The sequence below is a fragment of the Citrobacter meridianamericanus genome, assembly GCF_041320245.1.
GTDB classification, from domain to species: Bacteria; Pseudomonadota; Gammaproteobacteria; order Enterobacterales; family Enterobacteriaceae; genus Citrobacter; species Citrobacter meridianamericanus.
In genome coordinates this window covers 5,195,892-5,217,870 of sequence record NZ_CP101036.1, presented here as the reverse complement: position 1 = coordinate 5,217,870, position 21,979 = coordinate 5,195,892, and the positions used below count along the sequence as shown (strand labels likewise).

The 21,979-nt window shown below is 54.0% G+C and carries 20 protein-coding genes and 4 tRNA genes; 17 read left to right on the top strand and 7 right to left on the bottom strand.

Annotation, left to right across the window (positions count from 1 at the left end):
- Positions 1–95: 95 nt before the first annotated feature.
- The 5 genes from NMD08_RS25320 (at position 96) to NMD08_RS25300 (ending at position 2,017) form a co-directional block, all read left to right on the top strand.
- Positions 96–1,481, top strand: a complete 1,386-nt coding sequence (locus NMD08_RS25320) for an amino acid permease (RefSeq protein WP_151225755.1) — start codon at positions 96–98, stop codon at positions 1,479–1,481.
- A 102-nt stretch (positions 1,482–1,583) separates the two neighbouring features.
- Positions 1,584–1,660: transfer RNA gene (locus tag NMD08_RS25315), tRNA-Arg, on the top strand.
- Positions 1,661–1,717: 57 nt separating this feature from the next.
- Positions 1,718–1,793, top strand: a tRNA-His gene (locus tag NMD08_RS25310).
- A 20-nt stretch (positions 1,794–1,813) separates the two neighbouring features.
- A tRNA-Leu gene (locus NMD08_RS25305) sits at positions 1,814–1,899 on the top strand.
- A gap of 41 nt (positions 1,900–1,940) precedes the next feature.
- Positions 1,941–2,017, top strand: a tRNA-Pro gene (locus NMD08_RS25300).
- A gap of 405 nt (positions 2,018–2,422) precedes the next feature.
- On the opposite strand, the gene hemY is transcribed toward NMD08_RS25300, so the two are convergent.
- From hemY to hemC, 4 genes are read right to left on the bottom strand one after another with little or no spacing between them, the layout of a single operon-like run.
- Positions 2,423–3,622, bottom strand: coding sequence for a protoheme IX biogenesis protein HemY (hemY, locus tag NMD08_RS25295; protein ID WP_151217300.1), 1,200 nt, complete (start codon positions 3,620–3,622; stop codon positions 2,423–2,425).
- A gap of 2 nt (positions 3,623–3,624) precedes the next feature.
- Positions 3,625–4,794: a uroporphyrinogen-III C-methyltransferase gene (gene hemX / locus NMD08_RS25290; protein WP_187260255.1), complete on the bottom strand. Its 1,170-nt coding sequence runs from the start codon at positions 4,792–4,794 to the stop codon at positions 3,625–3,627.
- 21 nt (positions 4,795–4,815) lie between these two features.
- Positions 4,816–5,556, bottom strand: coding sequence for a uroporphyrinogen-III synthase (gene hemD / locus NMD08_RS25285; RefSeq protein ID WP_370619265.1), 741 nt, complete (start codon positions 5,554–5,556; stop codon positions 4,816–4,818).
- Complete coding sequence (gene hemC, locus NMD08_RS25280) at positions 5,553–6,494, bottom strand: hydroxymethylbilane synthase (RefSeq protein WP_151217250.1); 942 nt, start codon at positions 6,492–6,494, stop codon at positions 5,553–5,555. Before hemC ends, hemD begins: the two co-directional genes overlap by 4 nt.
- Positions 6,495–6,885: 391 nt before the next feature.
- Between hemC and cyaA the strand changes: the two genes are divergently transcribed.
- Positions 6,886–9,432 carry a class I adenylate cyclase gene (gene cyaA, locus NMD08_RS25275; protein WP_040230071.1) on the top strand — a complete coding sequence of 849 codons (2,547 nt, stop codon included), beginning with the start codon at positions 6,886–6,888 and terminating at the stop codon, positions 9,430–9,432.
- 40 nt (positions 9,433–9,472) lie between these two features.
- On the opposite strand, the gene cyaY is transcribed toward cyaA, so the two are convergent.
- Positions 9,473–9,793, bottom strand: coding sequence for an iron donor protein CyaY (gene cyaY, locus NMD08_RS25270; protein ID WP_151217248.1), 321 nt, complete (start codon positions 9,791–9,793; stop codon positions 9,473–9,475).
- Positions 9,794–9,931: 138 nt separating this feature from the next.
- Here cyaY and NMD08_RS25265 point away from each other — a divergent pair, with 138 nt between their 5' ends.
- The 8 genes from NMD08_RS25265 (at position 9,932) to corA (ending at position 16,865) form a co-directional block, all read left to right on the top strand.
- Positions 9,932–10,135, top strand: a complete 204-nt coding sequence (locus NMD08_RS25265; protein WP_003017937.1) for a lipoprotein — start codon at positions 9,932–9,934, stop codon at positions 10,133–10,135.
- Positions 10,136–10,183: 48 nt separating this feature from the next.
- Complete coding sequence (gene dapF, locus NMD08_RS25260) at positions 10,184–11,008, top strand: diaminopimelate epimerase (protein WP_151217298.1); 825 nt, start codon at positions 10,184–10,186, stop codon at positions 11,006–11,008.
- Positions 11,005–11,712: a DUF484 domain-containing protein gene (locus tag NMD08_RS25255; protein ID WP_151217245.1), complete on the top strand. Its 708-nt coding sequence runs from the start codon at positions 11,005–11,007 to the stop codon at positions 11,710–11,712. The genes dapF and NMD08_RS25255 overlap by 4 nt, the downstream gene beginning before the upstream one ends.
- Positions 11,709–12,611 carry a tyrosine recombinase XerC gene (xerC, locus tag NMD08_RS25250; protein WP_114681699.1) on the top strand — a complete coding sequence of 301 codons (903 nt, stop codon included), beginning with the start codon at positions 11,709–11,711 and terminating at the stop codon, positions 12,609–12,611. The genes NMD08_RS25255 and xerC overlap by 4 nt, the downstream gene beginning before the upstream one ends.
- Positions 12,611–13,327 (top strand): 5-amino-6-(5-phospho-D-ribitylamino)uracil phosphatase YigB, encoded by a 717-nt coding sequence (gene yigB / locus NMD08_RS25245; RefSeq protein ID WP_151217244.1) that lies wholly within the window; start codon positions 12,611–12,613, stop codon positions 13,325–13,327. The genes xerC and yigB overlap by 1 nt, the downstream gene beginning before the upstream one ends.
- A 64-nt stretch (positions 13,328–13,391) precedes the next feature.
- The gene (gene uvrD / locus NMD08_RS25240; RefSeq protein WP_003017922.1) at positions 13,392–15,554 is read left to right on the top strand and encodes a DNA helicase II; all 2,163 of its coding nucleotides are present in this window, start codon (positions 13,392–13,394) and stop codon (positions 15,552–15,554) included.
- 148 nt (positions 15,555–15,702) lie between these two features.
- Positions 15,703–15,759, top strand: coding sequence for a YsgD/CorL family protein (gene ysgD, locus NMD08_RS25235; RefSeq protein ID WP_212723238.1), 57 nt, complete (start codon positions 15,703–15,705; stop codon positions 15,757–15,759).
- A gap of 155 nt (positions 15,760–15,914) precedes the next feature.
- Positions 15,915–16,865, top strand: coding sequence for a magnesium/cobalt transporter CorA (gene corA / locus NMD08_RS25230; protein WP_003017920.1), 951 nt, complete (start codon positions 15,915–15,917; stop codon positions 16,863–16,865).
- Between the two features lie 41 nt (positions 16,866–16,906).
- Here the strand turns inward: corA and rarD are convergent, their stop codons facing one another.
- Positions 16,907–17,800, bottom strand: coding sequence for an EamA family transporter RarD (gene rarD / locus NMD08_RS25225; protein ID WP_210905530.1), 894 nt, complete (start codon positions 17,798–17,800; stop codon positions 16,907–16,909).
- Between the two features lie 51 nt (positions 17,801–17,851).
- Positions 17,852–18,319, bottom strand: coding sequence for an acyl-CoA thioesterase YigI (gene yigI, locus NMD08_RS25220; RefSeq protein ID WP_003017917.1), 468 nt, complete (start codon positions 18,317–18,319; stop codon positions 17,852–17,854).
- Between the two features lie 165 nt (positions 18,320–18,484).
- Between yigI and pldA the strand changes: the two genes are divergently transcribed.
- The 3 genes from pldA (at position 18,485) to rhtC (ending at position 21,957) form a co-directional block, all read left to right on the top strand.
- Positions 18,485–19,354, top strand: a complete 870-nt coding sequence (pldA, locus tag NMD08_RS25215; RefSeq protein WP_003017916.1) for a phospholipase A — start codon at positions 18,485–18,487, stop codon at positions 19,352–19,354.
- Positions 19,355–19,442: 88 nt separating this feature from the next.
- Entirely contained in the window at positions 19,443–21,272 is a 1,830-nt protein-coding gene (recQ, locus tag NMD08_RS25210; RefSeq protein WP_151217238.1) for an ATP-dependent DNA helicase RecQ, read from the top strand.
- A gap of 64 nt (positions 21,273–21,336) precedes the next feature.
- Positions 21,337–21,957 carry a threonine export protein RhtC gene (rhtC, locus tag NMD08_RS25205; protein ID WP_151217236.1) on the top strand — a complete coding sequence of 207 codons (621 nt, stop codon included), beginning with the start codon at positions 21,337–21,339 and terminating at the stop codon, positions 21,955–21,957.
- Positions 21,958–21,979: the final 22 nt, after the last annotated feature.

Genomic DNA, 21,979 nt, shown 5'->3' with positions numbered 1-21,979 from the left:
CGGTCGGTGTCGTGTGGCCTGTTATGGCATAACAAGATGTACCCATAACGAGAACCGGTAATACCGGACAGCATGCAAACACAACAAGAGGATTTATGGCCGAGAACAAACCTGAGCTACAGCGTGGGCTGGAGGCTCGTCACATCGAATTAATTGCCCTTGGGGGCACTATTGGCGTCGGACTCTTTATGGGGGCTGCCAGTACCCTGAAATGGGCGGGGCCGTCGGTTCTGCTGGCATACATCGTGGCCGGGCTGTTCGTCTTTTTCATTATGCGTTCTATGGGGGAGATGTTATTCCTCGAGCCGGTTGCCGGTTCATTCGCTGTTTACGCCCATCGTTATATGAGCCCCTTCTTTGGTTATCTCACCGCCTGGTCATATTGGTTTATGTGGATGGCAGTGGGGATATCAGAGATTACCGCCATCGGGGTGTACGTCCAGTTCTGGTTCCCGGAAATGGCGCAATGGATACCCGCACTGATTGCTGTTGGACTGGTTGCGTTGGCAAACCTCGCCGCAGTTCGCTTGTATGGTGAAATTGAATTCTGGTTTGCCATGATCAAAGTGACCACCATCATTGTGATGATCGTCATTGGGTTAGGGGTGATTTTCTTCGGGTTTGGCAACGGTGGTCAGGCGATCGGTTTTGGCAACCTGACCGAGCATGGCGGCTTCTTTGCTGGTGGTTGGAAGGGCTTCCTGACGGCATTGTGTATTGTCGTGGCTTCTTACCAGGGCGTGGAGCTGATCGGCATTACTGCAGGTGAAGCGAAGAATCCACAGGTCACGCTGCGTAGCGCAGTAGGTAAAGTGCTGTGGCGTATCCTGATTTTCTACGTTGGGGCGATTTTTGTTATCGTCACTATTTTCCCGTGGAACGAGATTGGCAGCAACGGCAGTCCGTTTGTTCTCACCTTTGCCAAGATTGGTATTACCGCAGCGGCAGGGATTATTAACTTTGTGGTTCTGACTGCGGCGCTGTCGGGTTGTAACAGCGGGATGTACAGCTGCGGGCGCATGCTCTACGCACTGGCAAAGAATCGTCAGCTCCCCGCCGCTGTTGGAAAAGTTTCTCGCCATGGCGTACCGGTTGCCGGCGTGGCTATTTCTATCGCGATACTGCTGATTGGTTCGTGCCTGAACTACATTATTCCCAACCCGCAGCGCGTATTCGTTTATGTTTATAGCGCCAGCGTGCTACCGGGGATGGTGCCGTGGTTTGTGATCCTGATAAGCCAGCTGCGGTTCCGCCAGGCCCATAAAGCGGCGATCGCCAGTCATCCTTTCCGTTCGATTCTGTTCCCGTGGGCGAATTATTTGACGATGGCGTTCCTGATTTGCGTATTAATCGGCATGTACTTTAATGAAGATACCCGAATGTCACTGTTTGTTGGCATTGGCTTCTTACTGGCGGTGACACTCATTTATAAGGTTTTTGGCCTGAATCGTCATGGCACAGCCCAAAAATTGCAGGAATAAGCGACAAAACGCACAAACCATGACCAAACGATAATTTATTTTAAAAAACCACTAGACAGCAGACCGAGACCTCCGTAATATCCAGCCCCGCAACGGCGCTAAGCGCCCGTAGCTCAGCTGGATAGAGCGCTGCCCTCCGGAGGCAGAGGTCTCAGGTTCGAATCCTGTCGGGCGCACCATTTAGTAATGGTGCCGGAGCTGCGGTGGTTTTAATACCGCGTAAAAGATTTGCAGTGGTGGCTATAGCTCAGTTGGTAGAGCCCTGGATTGTGATTCCAGTTGTCGTGGGTTCGAATCCCATTAGCCACCCCATTAATTTAAAGTTGTGAAATGCGAAGGTGGCGGAATTGGTAGACGCGCTAGCTTCAGGTGTTAGTGTCCTTAGGATGTGGGGGTTCGAGTCCCCCCCCTCGCACCACGACTTAAAGAATTGAACTAAAAATTCAAAAAGCAGTAAAACGGCGAGTAGCGCAGCTTGGTAGCGCAACTGGTTTGGGACCAGTGGGTCGGAGGTTCGAATCCTCTCTCGCCGACCAATTTTGAACCCCGCTTCGGCGGGGTTTTTTGTTTTCTGATTTTCCTTTCTCAGTCGTTATTCCCAAGAATTACCTGCTGTCTTAAAAAGTCCGAATACCTGGTTTTTGCAGTGCAATCGTGGCACGCGTTGTGCAATAATATACGGGTAGATGCTCATTCCATCTCTTATGTTCGCCATCTGGCCTCATAAACTCAGGAATGATGCAGAGCCGTTTACGGTGCTTATCGTCCACAGACAGATGTCGCGTAGCCTCATCAAACACCATGGACATAACGTTGAGTGAAGCACCCATTTATGTTGTCATACAGACCTGTTTAACGCCTGCTCCAAAAGAGCGGGCGTTTTTTTATTTATGCATCATTGAAAATGCCCGGTAGGCGAAGCGTCACCGGGCAATGGGGAATTACTGCGGGGGATTGTTGTTCTGCAGCGTCAGCATCAGGCCATCACGGCGCATGGTGGCGGCTTCTTCCGGTTGATGCAGTCTGTCCAGCGCGTCAGCAAGCCAGGCGTAGTCATAGGCATCCGGGCGCTGTTTGAGGGCTGCACGGAAGGCGAGCGTGGCTTCCTGCCATTCGCCATGCTTCATGAGCGACTGCCCCAGCGTGCTCCATAGCAACGGGCGATCGCCCACGGCTTTAATCTGCTGGCGCAACACTTTCTCTATCTGTTCCGGGTTATTGGTTTTCAGACGCGGGATCGGCAGCACCAGGCGATCGTCGTACTGACGTTTCAGGCCATCAATAATGACCTGCTGCGCCGTGTCGTGATCGTCACACTCAATCAGATGTTCAGCCATCGCTACCTGCAGGGCAACCTGATGACGGGTTTTACGGTTCTGATTTTTCCACCATGCGCGTAGCCCCTCGCTGCCCTGATCGGCGCGAACCTGATCCATCAGGCCAACCCATGCCTGCTGTTCCAGCATAGCGCGATGTTCGTCATCGCCCACGTGCGCTTTTGCCATGGATGGAATGATATCCAGTAACGAACTCCATGCGCCGGTACGAATGTAGGCCTGTTCAGCCAGACGCAGCACTTCCGGATGACGAGGTGTCACTTCCAGCAGTTTGTCTACGCTGTGGCGCGCGGCATGATTTTCATTACGCGCCAGCTGCAGGCGAACGCGAGCGATTTCAACCGGGATCGTATCATTGCCTGCCAGTTCGGCGGCACGCTCAAGGTGTTGGTTGGCACGCGCTTCGTCACCGCGCTGCTGAGCCGCTTCTGCCGCCAGCAGGTAATTCACTACCGGCTGTTCTGCATGATCGGCATTTTTCGACATTAGCTTCTCAACCTGCTGATAGTCACCTTCCGCCAGCTTGAGCAGCGCCTGTTCGGTCTGCTTACGGGCGCGACGACGTTTACGACCGACAAACCATCCGCGGGTATGCGCACCTGTGCGGAAAATTCGGCGCAGCAGCCATTCAATTGCAAACAGGACGACCATGGCGACGATCAGGATGATCGCCAGTCCCGTCACGCTGGTTTCGATATTGTAATTATCCGTCTGGATCAATACGTAGCCCTGGTGACCGGCAATCATCGGACCAACAACGATCCCGGCAATCAGCAGCACAAAGAGCAATAATACTTTTAGCATCATTATTCTCCTTGCGGCGCAGTCGCCGGAGCGTCTGTTGCAGGCGCAGGTGCAACTGGCGCTGTGGCAGGTTGCGCCAGTAAATTACGTACGCGGGTCTGCATTAGCTTGTCGAGAAGAGCCTGGCTCTGCAGCGTTTCCGGGACATCCATACTGATGCTTTGTTGGCTCAGCTGGTCTACCTCTTCAAGGAAAGCTTTGGTCGTTGCATCATCGGTGTCGTAGTAGGCGCGCACCCAGGTAGAGACGTTTTCCAGCGCCTGACGCCAGGTTTCTTCCTGATGACGCGGCACAGCCTGGGCGGCCACTAACAGGCGTGAACGGATGTTTTCACGTAAATAAACGTCCTGGTTCGGTGCCAGCAGCGGGACGGCGGTTTCATCACGACGGCGAACGGTGATAAAGCTATCCATAAAGTTCTGCCAGCTTTTTTGCAGATTGATACGCCATTCGCTGATCGAGCTGGAAAGCTCGTTGCTGTCGGAGTCCATCGGCGAATCATCGGTGTCATTGTCGGCCAGACGCAGGTTATCAATCTGGTTTGCGAGCTGATTTACTTTGAGGATAATGCCGTCATAGTCGACCTGAGTCACCGCGGAGAGGCTAGCGATATCATCGGTAATCGCGCGGCGGGCGGTAATCAGGCTCGGGTCGTTCATATCCGCCAGGCTGGCATCAGCGCTTTTCAGCAGCGCCGCGGCGGTGGTCACGTCCTGATCGCTCCATAATTTGCGACCGGCCAGTTTCACCAGGAAATCAGCCTGCGCCAGTAACCATGTTCCGGCATCGCTGCTGGAGATAGTGGCGACTTTTTGCTGGACTTCGTCAAGCTGTTTGACCAGCGCGGCCTGCTGGCGAGAGGCTTCATCCAGCTGCGTGGCCTGCTGTTTAATAATGCCTTCCAGCTCAGCTTTTTGGCTTTCCTGCGCTTTTTGCAGCGCCGTCAGTTGGTTTGCCAGCGCGTCGCTGGTTGCTGTCTGTGTTGTTGCCTGTTGTTTCCCCCAGCCGTACAGCCCAACGCCTGCTGCCAGCGCGATTGCAATCGCCACGGCGCTCAGAATCAGCGCCGTGCTGTTCTTACTCTTTTTTTCAGTATTGACTGGCTGTGACGTGGTTTCCACGGCCTCCCTGGTCTCTTCAACCACGGCGGAGGATTTTTCTTGTTCCGTCATTATGGCATCCCATTATGAGAGTTATTGTAATGCGCGTAACAGCGCATCGTTGTCGGCGTTATCAGCGACCTTAATATCTTGCCAGCCCAGTTCCCGGGCGAGGTGCGCCAGACGCTCACTGACGACCAGCAGCCGACAGCGTAGTAACCAGTGCTCACGATACCATTGCGGAATGAGCGACCAGAGCTGTTGTAGCATCTCTCCGCTGGTGACAACCAGCGTGGTCACGCCACGAGATTGCCAGCGCATCGCTTCTTCCGCGCCATCGTAGTGTTTTGCACTGCGTTGATAACATTCACAAAAATCGACATCAGCTCCACGTGCCGTCAGGGTTTCACCTATCAGCTCGCGACCACCGTTGCCGCGTAAAATAAGCGCGCGTTTTCCCGCAATATTTTGTAATTCAGGTAATTGTAGCAAGACTTCGCTAATTTCCCGATCCAGAGGGTAGTGAATATTGCAGCTGCTAACGGTATGCAGTGCCAGCGCCGTTGTGCGGCCAATAGCAAAATAATGCGGAAGGGAGGGCCAACTTTTCCCTTGCTGCTGAAGCTCGGCATCAGCAAAGGTGACGGCGTGCTGTGAGAGTGCGAAGACCAGATCGTTTTCCGTCAGCGCTGACAGTCGGGAAGCAAGCATCGCCAGTTCCCGACCCCGTGAAAACTCGATGAGCGGAAAACTCCAGGCCACCTGCCCCAGTGTGCGCAGACGGCTCACTAACTCTTCCCCAGCGGGAGACGGGCGGGTGACCAGAATACTCATGCGGGGGCTTCTCCGTTGTAAACTTCAGCCAGAATGGCACGCGCACCGTTCTCCAGTAGCTCTTCAGCCAGAGAGATGCCCATCTGCTCAGCATCCTGCGCGGCACCGCGACGTTCTCCACATACCATCTGCGAACCATCAGGTGCGCCGACCAGCGCCCGCAGCCAAATCTCACCGTTAATGACCTCGGCATAACTGCCGATAGGTACCTGACATCCTCCTTCCAGGCGGGTGTTCATGGCGCGTTCGGCTTTGACGCGTAGCGCTGTCTCTTCATGATTGAGCGGCGCTAACAGCGCCTGAGTGCGCATATCATCCAGTCGACATTCTATGCCAACTGCGCCTTGCCCGACAGCTGGCAGAGAGACTTCCGGCGGCAGAGCGGTACGGACGCGCGACTCAAGACCTAAACGTTTTAATCCGGCGACCGCCAGAATAATCGCGTCATAATCACCGTTATCCAGTTTGCCGAGACGTGTGCCTACGTTACCGCGCAACGAACGGATGATGAGGTCAGGACGGCGTTTGGCCAACTGGCACTGACGGCGCAAACTGGATGTCCCGACGATGCTGCCAGCCGGGAGTTCATCCAGCGTGTTGTACTTATTGGAGACGAAAGCATCACGCGGATCTTCTCGCTCGCAAATGGTGACCAGTCCAAGACCGTCAGGGAATTCAACCGGCACATCCTTCATGGAGTGCACGGCGATATCGGCGCGTTTTTCCAGCAGCGCGACTTCCAGCTCTTTAACAAACAGCCCTTTCCCCCCGACCTTCGCCAGCGGAGTATCAAGGATCACATCGCCACGGGTTACCATAGGAACCAGTTCCACGATCAGACCGGGGTGGTTTGCCATTAAGGCGTCTTTGACATAATGTGCCTGCCAGAGCGCAAGGGGGCTTTGGCGTGTGGCAATTCTCAAAACATTGTCTAACATGCTTGTTACCGTCATTATCAATCATTGACCATCCTAACATCCTTATCAAAGGGATGTCAGCGTTACGCTCAAACGTAAGTGAGAGGAAAAGGCGCTGCATCATCACTGTCAGTGAAGAATGACGAGAAAAACCTCCCGACCGTATGAAGGAATTTACACGTAACGAACGGTGCTACACTTGTATGTAGCGCATCTTTCTTTACGGTCAATGAGCAAGGTGTTAAATTGATCACGTTTTAGACCATTTTTTCATCTGTAACTAATAAAAGTGCAGGTGAAAAAGGTAACGGTTATTTTTGACATACGGTTTATCCGGATTGATGACGAGGGTGGTAAGCGTTTGCGCCGCCGCTATCGACGCCATGACGGATGCAACATCAGGCGATACGTCTTGTACCTCTATATTGAGACTCTGAAACAGAGACTGGATGCCATAAATCAACTGCGTGTGGATCGCGCGCTTGCTGCCATGGGACCTGCTTTCCAGCAGGTATACAGTCTGCTGCCGACATTATTGCACTACCACCATCCGCTGATGCCGGGTTACCTTGATGGTAACGTTCCCAAAGGCATATGCCTTTACACGCCTGATGAAACCCAACGCCACTACCTGAACGAGTTGGAACTGTACCGCGGCATGTCGCCGCAGGACCCGCCGAAGGGCGAACTGCCGATCACCGGCGTTTACTCGATGGGCAGTACCTCTTCGGTAGGGCAAAGCTGTTCGTCTGACCTTGATATCTGGGTCTGCCATCAATCCTGGCTGGATAGCGAAGAGCGCCAACTGCTGCAGCGTAAATGTAGCCTGCTGGAAAGCTGGGCGGCCTCGCTGGGCGTGGAAGTCAGTTTCTTCCTGATTGACGAAAACCGTTTCCGTCACAATGAAAGCGGCAGTCTGGGTGGGGAAGACTGTGGCTCGACGCAGCATATCCTGTTGCTGGATGAATTCTATCGCACCGCTGTGCGCCTCGCGGGTAAACGTATTCTGTGGAATATGGTACCGGGCGACGAAGAAGAGCATTACGACGATTACGTCATGACGCTCTACGCACAAGGGGTGCTAACGCCAAACGAATGGCTGGATCTCGGCGGGCTCAGTTCGCTCTCTGCCGAAGAGTATTTCGGCGCCAGCCTTTGGCAGTTGTACAAGAGTATCGACTCTCCGTACAAAGCAGTGCTGAAAACGCTGCTGCTGGAGGCGTATTCCTGGGAATACCCCAATCCACGCCTGTTGGCGAAAGATATTAAACAGCGCTTGCACGATGGTGAGATCGTCTCATTTGGTCTCGACCCTTACTGCATGATGCTGGAGCGTGTAACCGAATACCTTACGGCGATCGAAGACCCGACACGTCTGGATTTAGTGCGTCGATGTTTCTACTTAAAAGTGTGTGAGAAACTGAGCCGTGAGCGCGCCTGCGTGGGCTGGCGCCGTGAAGTATTAAGTCAATTAGTGACAGAGTGGGGCTGGGATGATGCCCGTCTGACCATGCTGGATAACCGCGCTAACTGGAAGATTGACCAGGTGCGTGAAGCGCATAACGAACTGCTCGATGCGATGATGCAGAGCTATCGTAACCTGATCCGCTTTGCACGGCGTAATAACCTCAGCGTCAGCGCCAGCCCGCAAGATATCGGCGTGCTGACCCGTAAGCTGTATGCCGCGTTTGAAGCGTTGCCGGGTAAAGTCACGCTGGTGAACCCGCAGATATCTCCAGACCTCTCGGAACCGAATCTGACCTTTATCCATGTGCCTCCGGGTCGTGCCAACCGTTCGGGGTGGTATCTTTACAACCGAGCGCCGAACATGGACTCGATCATCAGCCATCAACCACTGGAATATAACCGCTATCTCAACAAGCTGGTGGCGTGGGCCTGGTTTAATGGCCTGCTGACCTCGCGTACGCATCTATTTATTAAGGGTAACGGCATCGTTGATTTGCCGAAGCTGCAGGAAATGGTCGCCGATGTGTCGCACCACTTCCCGCTGCGTTTACCAGCGCCAACGCCGAAAGCGCTTTATAGTCCGTGCGAAATTCGGCATCTGGCAATTATCGTTAACCTCGAATATGACCCGACGGCGGCATTTCGCAATCAGGTGGTGCATTTTGATTTCCGTAAGCTGGACGTCTTCAGTTTTGGCGAAGAGCAAAATTGCCTGGTCGGTAGCGTAGACCTGCTGTATCGCAACTCGTGGAATGAGGTGCGTACGCTGCACTTCAACGGCGAGCAGGCGATGATTGAAGCGTTAAAAACGATTCTGGGCAAAATGCATCAGGATGCCGCGCCGCCGGATAGCGTCGAGGTCTTCTGCTATAGCCAGCATCTGCGCGGGTTAATTCGTACTCGCGTACAGCAACTGGTGTCTGAGTGCATCGAATTACGCCTCTCCAGTACCCGTCAGGAAACTGGACGCTTCAAAGCGCTGCGTGTTTCCGGTCAGACGTGGGGGCTGTTCTTCGAACGTCTGAACGTCTCGGTACAGAAGCTGGAAAACGCGATTGAATTCTATGGTGCGATTTCACATAACAAACTGCACGGACTTTCCGTTCAGGTTGAGACTAACCATGTGAAACTTCCGTCGGTAGTGGACGGGTTTGCCAGCGAAGGGATCATTCAGTTCTTTTTCGAAGAAACGGGTGATGAGCAGGGCTTTAATATCTACATTCTGGACGAGAGTAACCGGGCCGAGGTGTATCACCACTGCGAAGGCAGCAAAGAGGAACTGGTACGCGACGTCAGCCGTTTCTACTCATCGTCGCACGATCGCTTCACCTATGGCTCAAGCTTTATCAACTTTAACCTGCCGCAGTTCTATCAGATTGTGAAAACCGACGGGCGCGCGCAGGTAATTCCGTTCCGTACCCAGCCGATTAGCGCTGTTCCGCCCGTCAATCAGGACAACGACGCGCCGCAGTTGCAGCAGTATTTTTCCTGAACATGATGCCGGATAAGCGAAGCGCATCCGGCAATCACACTTAGCGGAAGCTCACTTCTTCACCTGCCTGCTGTGTTGCCGCCTGTTCCAGCAGATCCCAGAACGTTTCGCCGCTACGATCGCAGATCCACTCGTCGCCTTTCAGGTCAAAGTGGTAGCCGCCCTGCTTGGTTGCCAGCCACACCTGGTGCAGCGGCTCCTGACGGTTAATAATAATTTTGCTGCCGTTTTCGAAGCTGAGGGTCAGCACGCCGCCGTTGATTTCACAATCGATATCGCTGTCGCCGTCCCAGTCGTCCAGACGCTCTTCAATGGTCATCCACAGGGTGTCAGCAAGGCGATGAAATTCACTGTCGTTCATTTTCTTATCCTGTTTTTCGTGATGACGGCAGTATAACCTGAAACAAAACGCGTTGCAGATTACAGGCTAACTCTTGCTTTTACGCCTTCTCCTGCGATGATAGAAAACAGAAAGCATGAACTTTACAGGCAATCCATAATGAAAAACGTGTTAAAGCCACTCGCTGTCATTTTTACTCTGTTCAGCCTGACGGGCTGTGGGCTCAAAGGCCCGCTGTATTTCCCGCCAGCAGATAAAACCGCGCCGCCTCCGACCAAGAGCGTTCAGCCGCAATCGCAATCCACCACGCCTGAGAAAAACGATCGTGGGATTAGTGACGGGCCTTCCCAGGTGAATTACTGACGGCAGGAATAGATTTATATTTCTGTACCCGCGTGAACGGAGTGAATGATGCAATTCTCTAAAATGCATGGCCTTGGCAACGATTTTATGGTCGTCGACGCGGTAACGCAGAATGTCTTTTTCTCACCAGAGCTGATCCGCCGCCTGTCCGACAGGCATCTCGGCGTTGGATTTGATCAACTGCTGGTGGTTGAACCTCCGTATGATCCGGAGCTGGATTTCCACTACCGTATTTTTAATGCCGACGGCAGTGAAGTGTCACAATGTGGCAATGGCGCCCGCTGTTTTGCCCGCTTTGTTCGCCTGAAAGGGCTGACCAATAAGCGCGATATTCGCGTCAGTACCGCCAATGGTCGTATGGTATTAACCGTAACCGACGACGAGCTGGTGCAGGTGAATATGGGAGAACCCAATTTTGAACCCTCGCAGGTTCCGTTTCGCGCCAATAAAGCAGAGAAGACCTATATTATGCGCGCGGCCGAACAGACAGTATTGTGCGGCGTGGTTTCAATGGGGAACCCGCACTGCGTGATTCAGGTTGATGATGTTGATACGGCCACAGTAGAAACACTGGGACCGGTTCTGGAAAGCCACGAGCGCTTCCCTGAACGCGCCAATATTGGCTTTATGCAGGTGGTGAAGCGCGAGCATATCCGACTGCGGGTTTATGAGCGTGGAGCGGGTGAAACGCAGGCCTGCGGTAGCGGGGCGTGCGCCGCTGTTGCGGTTGGTATTCAGCAGGGTCTGCTGGCAGAAGAGGTGAGGGTGGAATTACCGGGCGGTCGACTTGATATCGCCTGGAAAGGTCCGGGTCATCCGCTGTATATGACAGGCCCGGCGGCACATGTCTACGACGGATTTATTCACTTATGAAGCAACCAGGGGAAGAACTACAGGAAACGCTCATGGAGCTCGACGATCGGGCGGTCGTCGATTACCTGCAACGTAATCCTGAGTTTTTTATCCGTAATGCCCAGGCAGTTGAGGCGATGCGTGTTCCGCACCCGGTGCGCGGCACGGTCTCTTTAGTGGAATGGCATATGGCACGGGCGCGTAATCATATTAACGTGCTGGAAGAGAACATGGCGCTGTTGATGGAACAGGCCAACGCCAATGAAAGCCTGTTCTATCGTCTGTTAAATCTGCAAGGACGTCTGGTGGCGGCCAGCAGCCTTGACGATATGCTGATGCGATTTCATCGCTGGGCGCGTGAGTTAGGGCTGGCAGGAGCGACGGTTCGTCTGTTCCCGGATCGCTGGCGACTAGGCGCGCCCTCAAAATTCACCCATCTGGCATTAAGCCGTCAGGCTTTTGAACCGCTGCGAATTCAGCGTCTGGGCCAGTCTCGGCATTATCTTGGGCCGCTCAATGGCCCCGAGTTGCTGGTGATGATGCCGGAGGCGAAAGCGATAGGCTCAGTCGCGATGTCGATGCTCGGGCAAGATGGCTCCCTTGGCGTGATGCTGTTCAGCAGTCGTGACGTTAATCATTACCAGCAGGGACAAGGTACGCAGTTATTGCAGGAAATCTCGTTGATGTTGCCGGAACTGCTGGAGCGCTGGATTGAACGCATATGACCGATTCACCCCTTTCTCAGGATGTGGCGCGCTTTTTGCGCTATCTGGGCGTTGAGCGCCAGCTTAGCCCGATCACATTGCTTAATTATCAGCGCCAGCTTGATGCCATCATCGCGTTAGCCGGAGAAACCGGTTTGCAAAGCTGGCAACAATGTGACGCTGCTATGGTGCGAAGCTTTGCCGTGCGCAGTCGTCGTAAAGGGCTGGGACCGGCGAGCCTGGCGTTGCGACTTTCCGCGCTACGCAGTTTTTTCGACTGGCTGGTTAATCAGGGCGAGCTGAAAGCCAATCCGGCAAAAAGCGTTTCCGCACCCAAAGCACCGCGTCATCTGCCTAAAAATATCGATGTCGACGACGTTAATCGCCTGCTGGATATCGATCTCAACGATCCCCTCGCCGTGCGCGACCGCGCGATGCTGGAAGTGATGTACGGCGCCGGGCTGCGTTTATCTGAACTGGTTGGGCTGGATATTAAACATCTCGATCTCGACACCGGCGAAGTATGGGTGATGGGCAAGGGCAGTAAAGAGCGTCGACTGCCGATTGGCCGCAATGCGGTGGCGTGGATTGAGCACTGGCTGGATCTGCGCGGACTCTTTGGCTGCGATGACGATGCGTTATTTCTGTCAAAACTGGGCAAACGCATCTCTGCACGGAACGTGCAGAAACGTTTTGCTGAATGGGGTATCAAGCAGGGGCTGAACAGCCATGTACATCCCCACAAGCTACGCCATTCATTTGCGACGCATATGCTGGAGTCGAGCGGCGATCTGCGTGGTGTGCAGGAATTATTAGGCCATGCCAATCTCTCCACGACCCAAATCTATACCCATCTTGATTTTCAACACCTGGCTTCAGTGTACGATGCGGCGCATCCGCGCGCCAAACGGGGGAAATAATGCGTTTTTACCGGCCTTTGGGGCGCATTTCTGCGCTCACCTTTGACCTTGATGACACCCTTTACGATAACCGTCCCGTTATCACACGCACCGAGCAGGAAGCGCTCGCGTTTGTACAGAATTATCATCCGGCGCTGAGTTCGCTGCAAAATAGCGACCTCCAGCGCTTACGTCAGGCCGTTCGCGACGCTGAGCCGGAAATCTACCACGACGTTACTCAATGGCGCCACCGCGCCGTAGAACGCGCTATGCTGGAGGCGGGGTTGTCAGAGGCCGAAGCCAGAATGGGAGCGAATGCGGCGATGATGAATTTCGCCAAATGGCGTAGCCGTATTGATGTCCCGCAGGCGACACATGACACGCTGAAGGCGCTGGCCCGAAAATGGCCGCTGGTGGCGATTACCAACGGTAACGCGCAGCCGGAATTGTTTGGCCTGGGCGATTATTTTGAGTTTGTGCTGCGCGCCGGTCCCGACGGGCGATCAAAACCGTTCAGCGACATGTACGCGCTGGCGGCGGAAAAACTGAACATGCCCGTGGGTGACATTCTGCACGTGGGCGATGACCTGACGACAGACGTCGCGGGAGCCATCCGTTGCGGTATGCAGGCTTGCTGGATCAAACCGGAAAATGCCGACCTGATGCACATCGCTGACAGCCGTTTGCTGCCGCATATCGAAATTTCACAGTTGGCATCTCTGACCTCGCTGATATAATCACCAACAACTCTGTATAAATTCCCAGGGGTCCGGCTGGGCCCTGTTGATTCCGGCGGTGCCAATGGACGTTTCTTACCTGCTCGATAGCCTCAATGACGAACAGCGCCAGGCTGTGGCCGCGCCACGCAGCAACATGTTGGTTCTGGCAGGCGCGGGGAGTGGTAAAACGCGCGTGCTGGTGCACCGCATCGCCTGGTTACTGACGGTAGAGAACAACTCGCCGTACTCCATTATGGCGGTCACCTTTACCAACAAAGCGGCGGCGGAAATGCGCCACCGTATTGGTCAGATCATGGGAACCAGCCAGGGCGGTATGTGGGTGGGTACGTTCCACGGTCTGGCGCACCGTCTGCTGCGCGCGCACCATATGGATGCCAACCTGCCGCAGGATTTCCAGATCCTCGACAGCGAAGACCAACTGCGTCTGCTCAAGCGCCTGATCAAGGCGATGAACCTGGATGAGAAGCAGTGGCCGCCGCGTCAGGCGATGTGGTTTATCAATAGTCAGAAAGACGAAGGGCTGCGCCCGCACCATCTGCAGAGCTATGGCAACCCGGTTGAGCAAACCTGGCAGAAAGTGTATCAGGCTTACCAGGAAGCGTGTGATCGCGCCGGGCTGGTGGATTTCGCCGAGCTGCTACTGCGTGCCCATGAACTGTGGCTCAACAAACCGCATATCCTGCAGCACTACCGCGAACGCTTTACCAATATCCTGGTGGATGAGTTCCAGGATACCAACAACATTCAGTACGCCTGGATCCGCCTGCTGGCGGGCGACACCGGCAAAGTGATGATCGTGGGCGATGACGACCAGTCGATCTACGGCTGGCGCGGAGCGCAGGTGGAAAATATCCAGCGCTTCCTCACCGATTTCCCGGGCGCAGAAACCATTCGCCTGGAGCAGAATTACCGCTCGACCAACAATATCCTCAGCGCGGCTAACGCCCTGATTGAAAACAACAATGGGCGTCTGGGTAAAAAGCTGTGGACCGACGGCGTCGACGGTGAACCGATCTCGCTATACTGCGCGTTCAACGAACTCGATGAAGCGCGCTTTGTCGTTAACCGCATCAAAACCTGGCAGGACAACGGCGGTGCGCTTGAACAATGCGCTATTCTGTACCGCAGCAACGCCCAGTCGCGCGTGCTGGAAGAGGCGTTGTTACAAGCCAGTATGCCGTATCGTATTTATGGCGGGATGCGCTTCTTTGAACGCCAGGAAATCAAAGATGCACTCTCCTACCTGCGCCTGATCGCCAATCGCAATGACGATGCGGCGTTTGAGCGCGTGGTGAATACACCGACGCGCGGGATTGGCGATCGTACGCTGGATGTGGTGCGCCAGACCTCACGTGACCGCCAGCTAACGCTGTGGCAGGCCTGTCGTGAACTGTTGCAGGAAAAAGCCCTTGCGGGTCGTGCCGCCAGCGCCTTACAGCGTTTTATGGAGCTGATTGACGCTCTGGCGCAGGAGACCGCCGATATGCCGCTGCACGTGCAGACTGACCGGGTGATTAAAGACTCCGGGCTGCGCATGATGTACGAGCAGGAAAAAGGCGAGAAGGGCCAGACGCGTATCGAAAACTTAGACGAACTGGTGACGGCAACGCGTCAGTTTAGTTACAACGAAGAAGACGAAGACCTGATGCCGCTGCAGGCGTTCCTGTCTCACGCCGCGCTGGAAGCGGGCGAAGGACAGGCGGATACCTGGCAGGACGCGGTACAGCTGATGACCCTGCACTCGGCGAAAGGTCTGGAGTTCCCTCAGGTGTTTATCGTCGGCATGGAAGAAGGCATGTTCCCCAGCCAGATGTCGCTGGACGAAGGCGGACGTCTCGAAGAGGAACGCCGACTGGCCTACGTCGGCGTGACCCGTGCGATGCAAAAGCTGACGCTAACCTACGCTGAAACGCGTCGTTTGTATGGCAAAGAGGTTTACCATCGTCCGTCACGCTTTATTGGTGAACTGCCGGAAGCGTGCGTTGAAGAGGTACGTTTGCGCGCCACGGTCAGCCGTCCGGTGAGCCATCAGCGGATGGGCACGCCAATGGCGGAAAACGACACTGGCTATAAGCTTGGCCAGCGCGTGCGCCACGCCAAGTTTGGCGAGGGCACCATTGTCAATCTGGAAGGCAGCGGTGAGCACAGTCGTTTGCAGGTCGCGTTCCAGGGGCAGGGGATCAAATGGCTGGTGGCAGCCTATGCCCGACTGGAAACGGTATAACTTTCAGAAAAATATCATTATTTTGTAACGATCTGCTAGCCTTACTGATGAGCAGGTAATTTATCCAGGCTAGCGTTTCGTTGCGTGTTGACGTCAAAATTTTGCTGGCGTAACATGCGCGCACGATTACGCTAAGAGGACATTCGCCTTGGACACACCCAGTAGATACTGGCTCATTATCCTGTCATCCAGGATCAACTCCTAAGGCTATCCCTTTTTGCTGATAGCCTTCGCGGTTGTCAGCGACCTTCTGTTTTTTTCCCGTCGCGCTGAGTCAGGCTGTTTAATGGTCTGAAACCCAATTTGTTTCTGTGTGCCCTCCGAACTGTCCGATAATTTTTTGCATTGGGAGTCCCGGTCATGCTGAGCGCATTTCAACTGGAAAACAATCGTTTAACTCGCCTTGAGGCAGACGAGATCGAGCATCTGGCCAGTTCGGTTTGGGTCGATTTAGTCGAGCCGGATGACGAAGAACGAAACCGTGTGCAAAAGGACTTGGGCCAGAATCTGGCTACGCGCCCTGAACTGGAAGACATCGAAGCATCCGCGCGTTTTTTTGAAGACGAAGACGGTTTGCACATTCACTCCTTCTTCTTTTATGAAGACGCCGACGATCACGCGGGTAACTCAACCGTCGCATTTACTATTCGCGAAGGTCGACTGTTTACCCTGCGCGAGCGCGAATTACCGGCCTTTCGCCTGTACCGCATGCGTGCGCGTAACCAGGCGATGGTGGATGGCAACGCCTACGAGCTGTTGCTCGACTTGTTCGAAACAAAAATTGAACAGCTGGCGGATGAGATCGAAAATATCTACAGCGACCTGGAAAAACTCAGCCGTGTGATCATGGAAGGGCGTCAGGGCGATGAATATGACGAAGCGCTGTCGACGTTGGCGGAACTTGAAGATATCGGCTGGAAGGTACGCTTGTGTCTGATGGATACCCAACGCGCACTGAACTTCCTGGTACGTAAAGCGCGGTTGCCGGGCAGCCAGCTGGAACAGGCGCGTGAGATCCTGCGCGATATCGAATCTCTGCTGCCGCACAACGAATCGCTGTTCCAGAAGGTTAACTTCCTGATGCAGGCGGCGATGGGCTTTATCAACATTGAGCAGAACCGCATCATCAAGATCTTCTCGGTGGTCTCTGTGGTGTTCCTGCCGCCGACGCTGGTAGCTTCAAGTTATGGGATGAACTTTGAGTTCATGCCGGAACTGCACTGGAGCTTCGGGTATCCGGGGGCGATTGTCTTTATGATGCTCGCCGGTCTGGCGCCGTATCTGTACTTTAAGCGCAAAAACTGGCTGTAAGGGCTGTGCCGGATAAGGCGCAGCCGCCATCCGGCACTTCTTCAGCTCCGGCGCGCCCGTCGTTGCGTATAAATCGCATCCATTACGAAAATCGCCAGTGCGACCCAGATAAACGCGAAGGTGACCATCTTGTCCGCACCCGGGGCTTCACCGTAGAACGTTACCGCCAGCAGGAACATCAGCGTAGGGCCAATGTACTGGAAGAAACCCAGCGTCGACAGACGCAGGCGGGTTGCGGCGCCGGTAAAGCACAGCAGCGGAATGGTGGTCACGACACCCGCAGCAATCAGCAGCAGATTGAGCGACATTGGGTTTTGCCCCATATGGCTGGTTGGGCTGTCGGCAATGCCAAACAGATAGATGGCCGCGATGGGTAAAAGCCACAGCGTTTCGATCAGCATGCCGGTTTGTGCTTCGACGGCAATCTTCTTGCGCACCAGACCATAAAAAGCAAAGCTGAACGCCAGTCCCAGCGCAATTATTGGCAGCGATCCGAAGGTCCACAGCTGTACCAGTACGCCACAGGCGGCTAATAGTACCGCCAGCCACTGCATGCGACGGAAGCGCTCGCCGAGGAAAAGCATTCCCAGCACAATATTCACCAGCGGGTTAATAAAATAGCCGAGGCTGGCTTCCAGCATATGGTGATTATTGACTGCCCAAATGAACAGCAGCCAGTTTCCGCCAATGAGCACTGCAGAGAGCGCCAGCAGGAATATCTTCTTTGGCGTTTGGAGTAATGTTTTGACACCCGACCACTGGCGGCTGATGCTCATCAGCACCACCATGAAGAAAAATGACCAGATGACGCGGTGCGTCAGGATTTCATCCGCCGGGACATAGTAAATCAGCTTGAAGTAGGCAGGTGCGATACCCCAAATAAAATAAGCAGCAAGAGCGAGTAACACGCCCTGCCGCGTTTGTTTAGCATCCATCGGGAAAACTCATTGCAGAAATGTAACAGCAGTTTACCTTTTTTTGGCTGCTTACCCCACCATATAAGTGGCGGTTGCGCTGGCAATATAAAGCTGTTCTTCGTTATGCAGTTCCACGCGCGCCACGGCGACTTTATTACCCGCCCGCAGCAGGCTGCTGGTGGCGGTAAAGCGATTCCCTCTCCCCGGGCGCAGGTAATCAACGCGCAAATCGATGGTTCCCATGCGTGACATCCGCTGACGTAATTCGTCTTCACTGATCGTCTCATGGCGGGTTAGCGTACTGCCAACGCACACCAGACCGGCGGCGACGTCCAGCGCCGAGGCGATCACGCCGCCATGCAAAATGCTTTGCGCCCAGTTGCCGACCATCATCGGTTGGTTATTAAAGGCTAATTGAGCGAATTCTTTCTCATAGCGTTCAAGCTCCAGTCCCAGTGCCCGGTTAAACGGCATATGATAGACGAACATTTCACCCACTAACTTCAGCGCTTCCTCAGCAGTAAGTACGGCAGACATACGATCCCTACATCTTAATGGTTAATGAAATGTTGATATTATGCTTATTATTTGTTGTTTTCTACTTTAGGACGGGATAACTAACGAGGAACTCGCTAAGTATGTAGAATACTTGCCAGATAATTATACAATTCATCAATATTTTGGTTCAGGAGAACAGTACCGATGCGGGCGATTCTGGGATGGTTACTACCAGCAGTCATGCTGCCGTTGACCGCGTATGCGCAGGAAGCGACAGTGAAAGAGATTCATGATGCACCCGCGGTTCGCGGCAGTATTATCGCCAACATGCTGCAGGAGCATGACAATCCTTTCACGCTTTATCCTTATGACACCAACTATCTTATCTACACCAATACCAGCGACATGAACAAAGAAGCGATCAGCAGCTATAGCTGGTCCGAAAATGCGCGCAAAGATGAGGTTAAGTTTCAGCTAAGCCTGGCGTTTCCGCTCTGGCGCGGGATCTTAGGTCCGAACTCGGTACTTGGCGGCTCCTATACCCAGAAGTCCTGGTGGCAGCTTTCGAATAGCGAAGAATCTTCCCCATTTCGCGAAACCAATTATGAACCGCAATTGTTCCTTGGTTTCGCTACCGACTATCGCTTCGCTGGTTGGACGCTCCGCGATGTCGAAATGGGTTATAACCATGACTCCAACGGTCGGTCTGACCCCACTTCACGTAGCTGGAATCGTCTTTACACGCGTTTGATGGCTGAAAACGGTAACTGGCTGGTGGAAGTTAAGCCGTGGTACGTCATCGGCAGCACCGACGATAACCCGGATATCACAAAATATATGGGCTACTATCAGCTCAAACTGGGTTATCACCTCGGTGACGCCGTCTTAAGTGCGAAAGGTCAGTACAACTGGAATACCGGCTACGGCGGTGCTGAGTTGGGTGTCAGTTACCCCATTACGAAGCATGTGCGCCTTTACACCCAGGTTTACAGCGGTTACGGCGAATCGCTGATTGACTATAACTTCAATCAGACCCGTGTTGGCGTGGGCGTGATGCTCAACGATATCTTCTGACAGGTATTGAGAGTATTTTAATCATTGCAGTTTCTCTCTCAGGCGCTGAAAATAGCGCCTGTTTTTATTTCAGGCTAATGGGGTTAATGTGGCGCAGGCGGAAGTGTTGAATCTGGAAATGGGCGCTAAACAGGTTTTGCAAGAAACCTTTGGCTACCAACAGTTTCGCCCGGGTCAGGAAGAAATCATTGATACCGTGATCTCTGGTCGCGACTGCCTGGTCGTTATGCCGACCGGCGGCGGTAAATCCCTGTGCTATCAGATTCCCGCATTATTGCTCAACGGGCTCACCGTTGTTGTTTCTCCGCTGATTTCTCTGATGAAAGATCAGGTCGATCAACTGTTGGCCAACGGCGTGGCGGCAGCATGCCTTAACTCCACTCAAAGTCGCGAGCAGCAGCTTGAGGTGATGGCAGGCTGTCGCAGCGGACAGATTCGCCTGCTGTACATTGCGCCTGAGCGCCTGATGCTGGATAACTTCCTTGAAAACCTGGCGCACTGGAACCCGGTGCTGCTGGCGGTAGATGAAGCGCACTGTATTTCGCAATGGGGACATGATTTCCGCCCGGAATACGCGGCGCTGGGACAGTTACGTCAACGTTTCCCAACCCTGCCGTTTGTGGCGCTGACCGCCACCGCGGACGAAACCACCCGGCTGGACATTGTGCGTCTGCTGGGCCTCAACGACCCGTTAATTCAGATCAGCAGCTTCGACCGCCCAAATATTCGCTACATGCTGATGGAGAAGTTTAAGCCGCTCGATCAACTGATGCGCTATGTGCAAGAGCAGCGCGGTAAGTCCGGCATTATCTACTGTAACAGCCGTGCTAAAGTTGAAGACACCGCCGCGCGCCTGCAAAGCCGGGGCATCAGTGCCGGGGCTTATCATGCCGGGCTGGAAAATACCGTACGCGCCGACGTGCAGGAGAAATTCCAGCGCGATGATCTGCAAATTGTGGTGGCAACCGTGGCGTTCGGCATGGGGATCAACAAACCCAACGTACGTTTCGTGGTGCATTTCGATATTCCACGTAACATCGAGTCTTACTACCAGGAAACCGGTCGCGCCGGGCGTGATGGCCTGCCTGCGGAAGCAATGTTGTTTTACGATCCGGCAGATATGGCGTGGCTACGCCGTTGTCTCGAAGAGAAACCCGCCGGACAACTGCTGGATATCGAACGGCATAAACTCAATGCGATGGGGGCGTTTGCCGAGGCGCAAACCTGTCGTCGTCTGGTGCTGCTGAACTATTTTGGCGAGGGGCGTCAGGAGCCGTGTGGTAACTGCGATATTTGTCTCGATCCGCCAAAGCAGTACGACGGACTCATGGATGCGCGTAAAGCGCTGTCGACTATCTACCGTGTGAATCAACGTTTTGGTATGGGTTATGTCGTCGAGGTTCTGCGTGGCGCGAATAACCAGCGTATTCGCGAGCTGGCCCATGACAAGCTGCCGGTCTACGGCATTGGTCGTGAGCAAAGCCATGAACACTGGGTCAGCGTTATTCGCCAGCTTATTCATCTTGGTCTGGTGACACAGAATATTGCCCATCACTCGGCATTACAGTTAACCGAAGCCGCGCGTCCGGTGCTACGCGGTGACGTTCCACTACAGCTTGCCGTGCCGCGTATTGTGGCGCTGAAACCGCGCGCAATGCAGAAATCCTTTGGCGGTAATTACGATCGCAAACTGTTCGCCAAACTGCGTAAGCTGCGTAAAGCCATTGCTGATGAAGAGAATATCCCGCCTTACGTGGTGTTCAACGACGCCACACTGATTGAAATGGCCGAACAAATGCCGGTTTCACCGAGCGAAATGCTGAGCGTTAATGGCGTGGGAATGCGTAAACTTGAGCGTTTTGGCAAAGAGTTTATGGCACTTATCCGCGCACATGTGGATGGTGACGACGAAGAGTAGTCAGCCGGGCAAAAAAGTGCCAGGATGGTGACTCACTGAACTATTCCCCCGCGAGTCATTTTTTATGTTAACGCTATTTTTCACCGTTGCGTTGGTGCACATCGTTGCGCTGATGAGTCCCGGCCCCGATTTTTTCTTTGTCTCTCAAACGGCCGTTAGCCGTTCGCGCAAAGAAGCGATGATGGGCGTGCTGGGTATTACCTGTGGCGTCATGGTCTGGGCTGGCGTGGCGCTGCTCGGCCTGCATCTGATTATTGAAAAAATGGCCTGGCTACATACCATTATTATGGTCGGCGGGGGTCTGTATCTGTGCTGGATGGGGTATCAGATGCTGCGCGGCGCGTTTAAAAAACAGGACGTGGCTCCTTCCAATCCGCAGGTTGAGCTGGCGCAGAGCGGACGCAGCTTCTTGAAAGGTCTGCTGACCAATCTGGCGAATCCTAAAGCCATTATCTATTTTGGCTCTGTCTTCTCATTATTCGTTGGCGACAACGTGGGAACTGGCGCGCGTTGGGGAATTTTTGCCCTGATCATCGTGGAAACGTTGGCGTGGTTTACTGTGGTTGCCAGCCTGTTTGCGCTGCCGAAAATGCGTCGTGGCTATCAGCGCCTGGCGAAGTGGATTGACGGTTTTGCTGGCGCGCTGTTCGCGGGCTTCGGTATCCACCTGATCATTTCGCGCTGAGTTCGTTCCAGACCGGATAAGC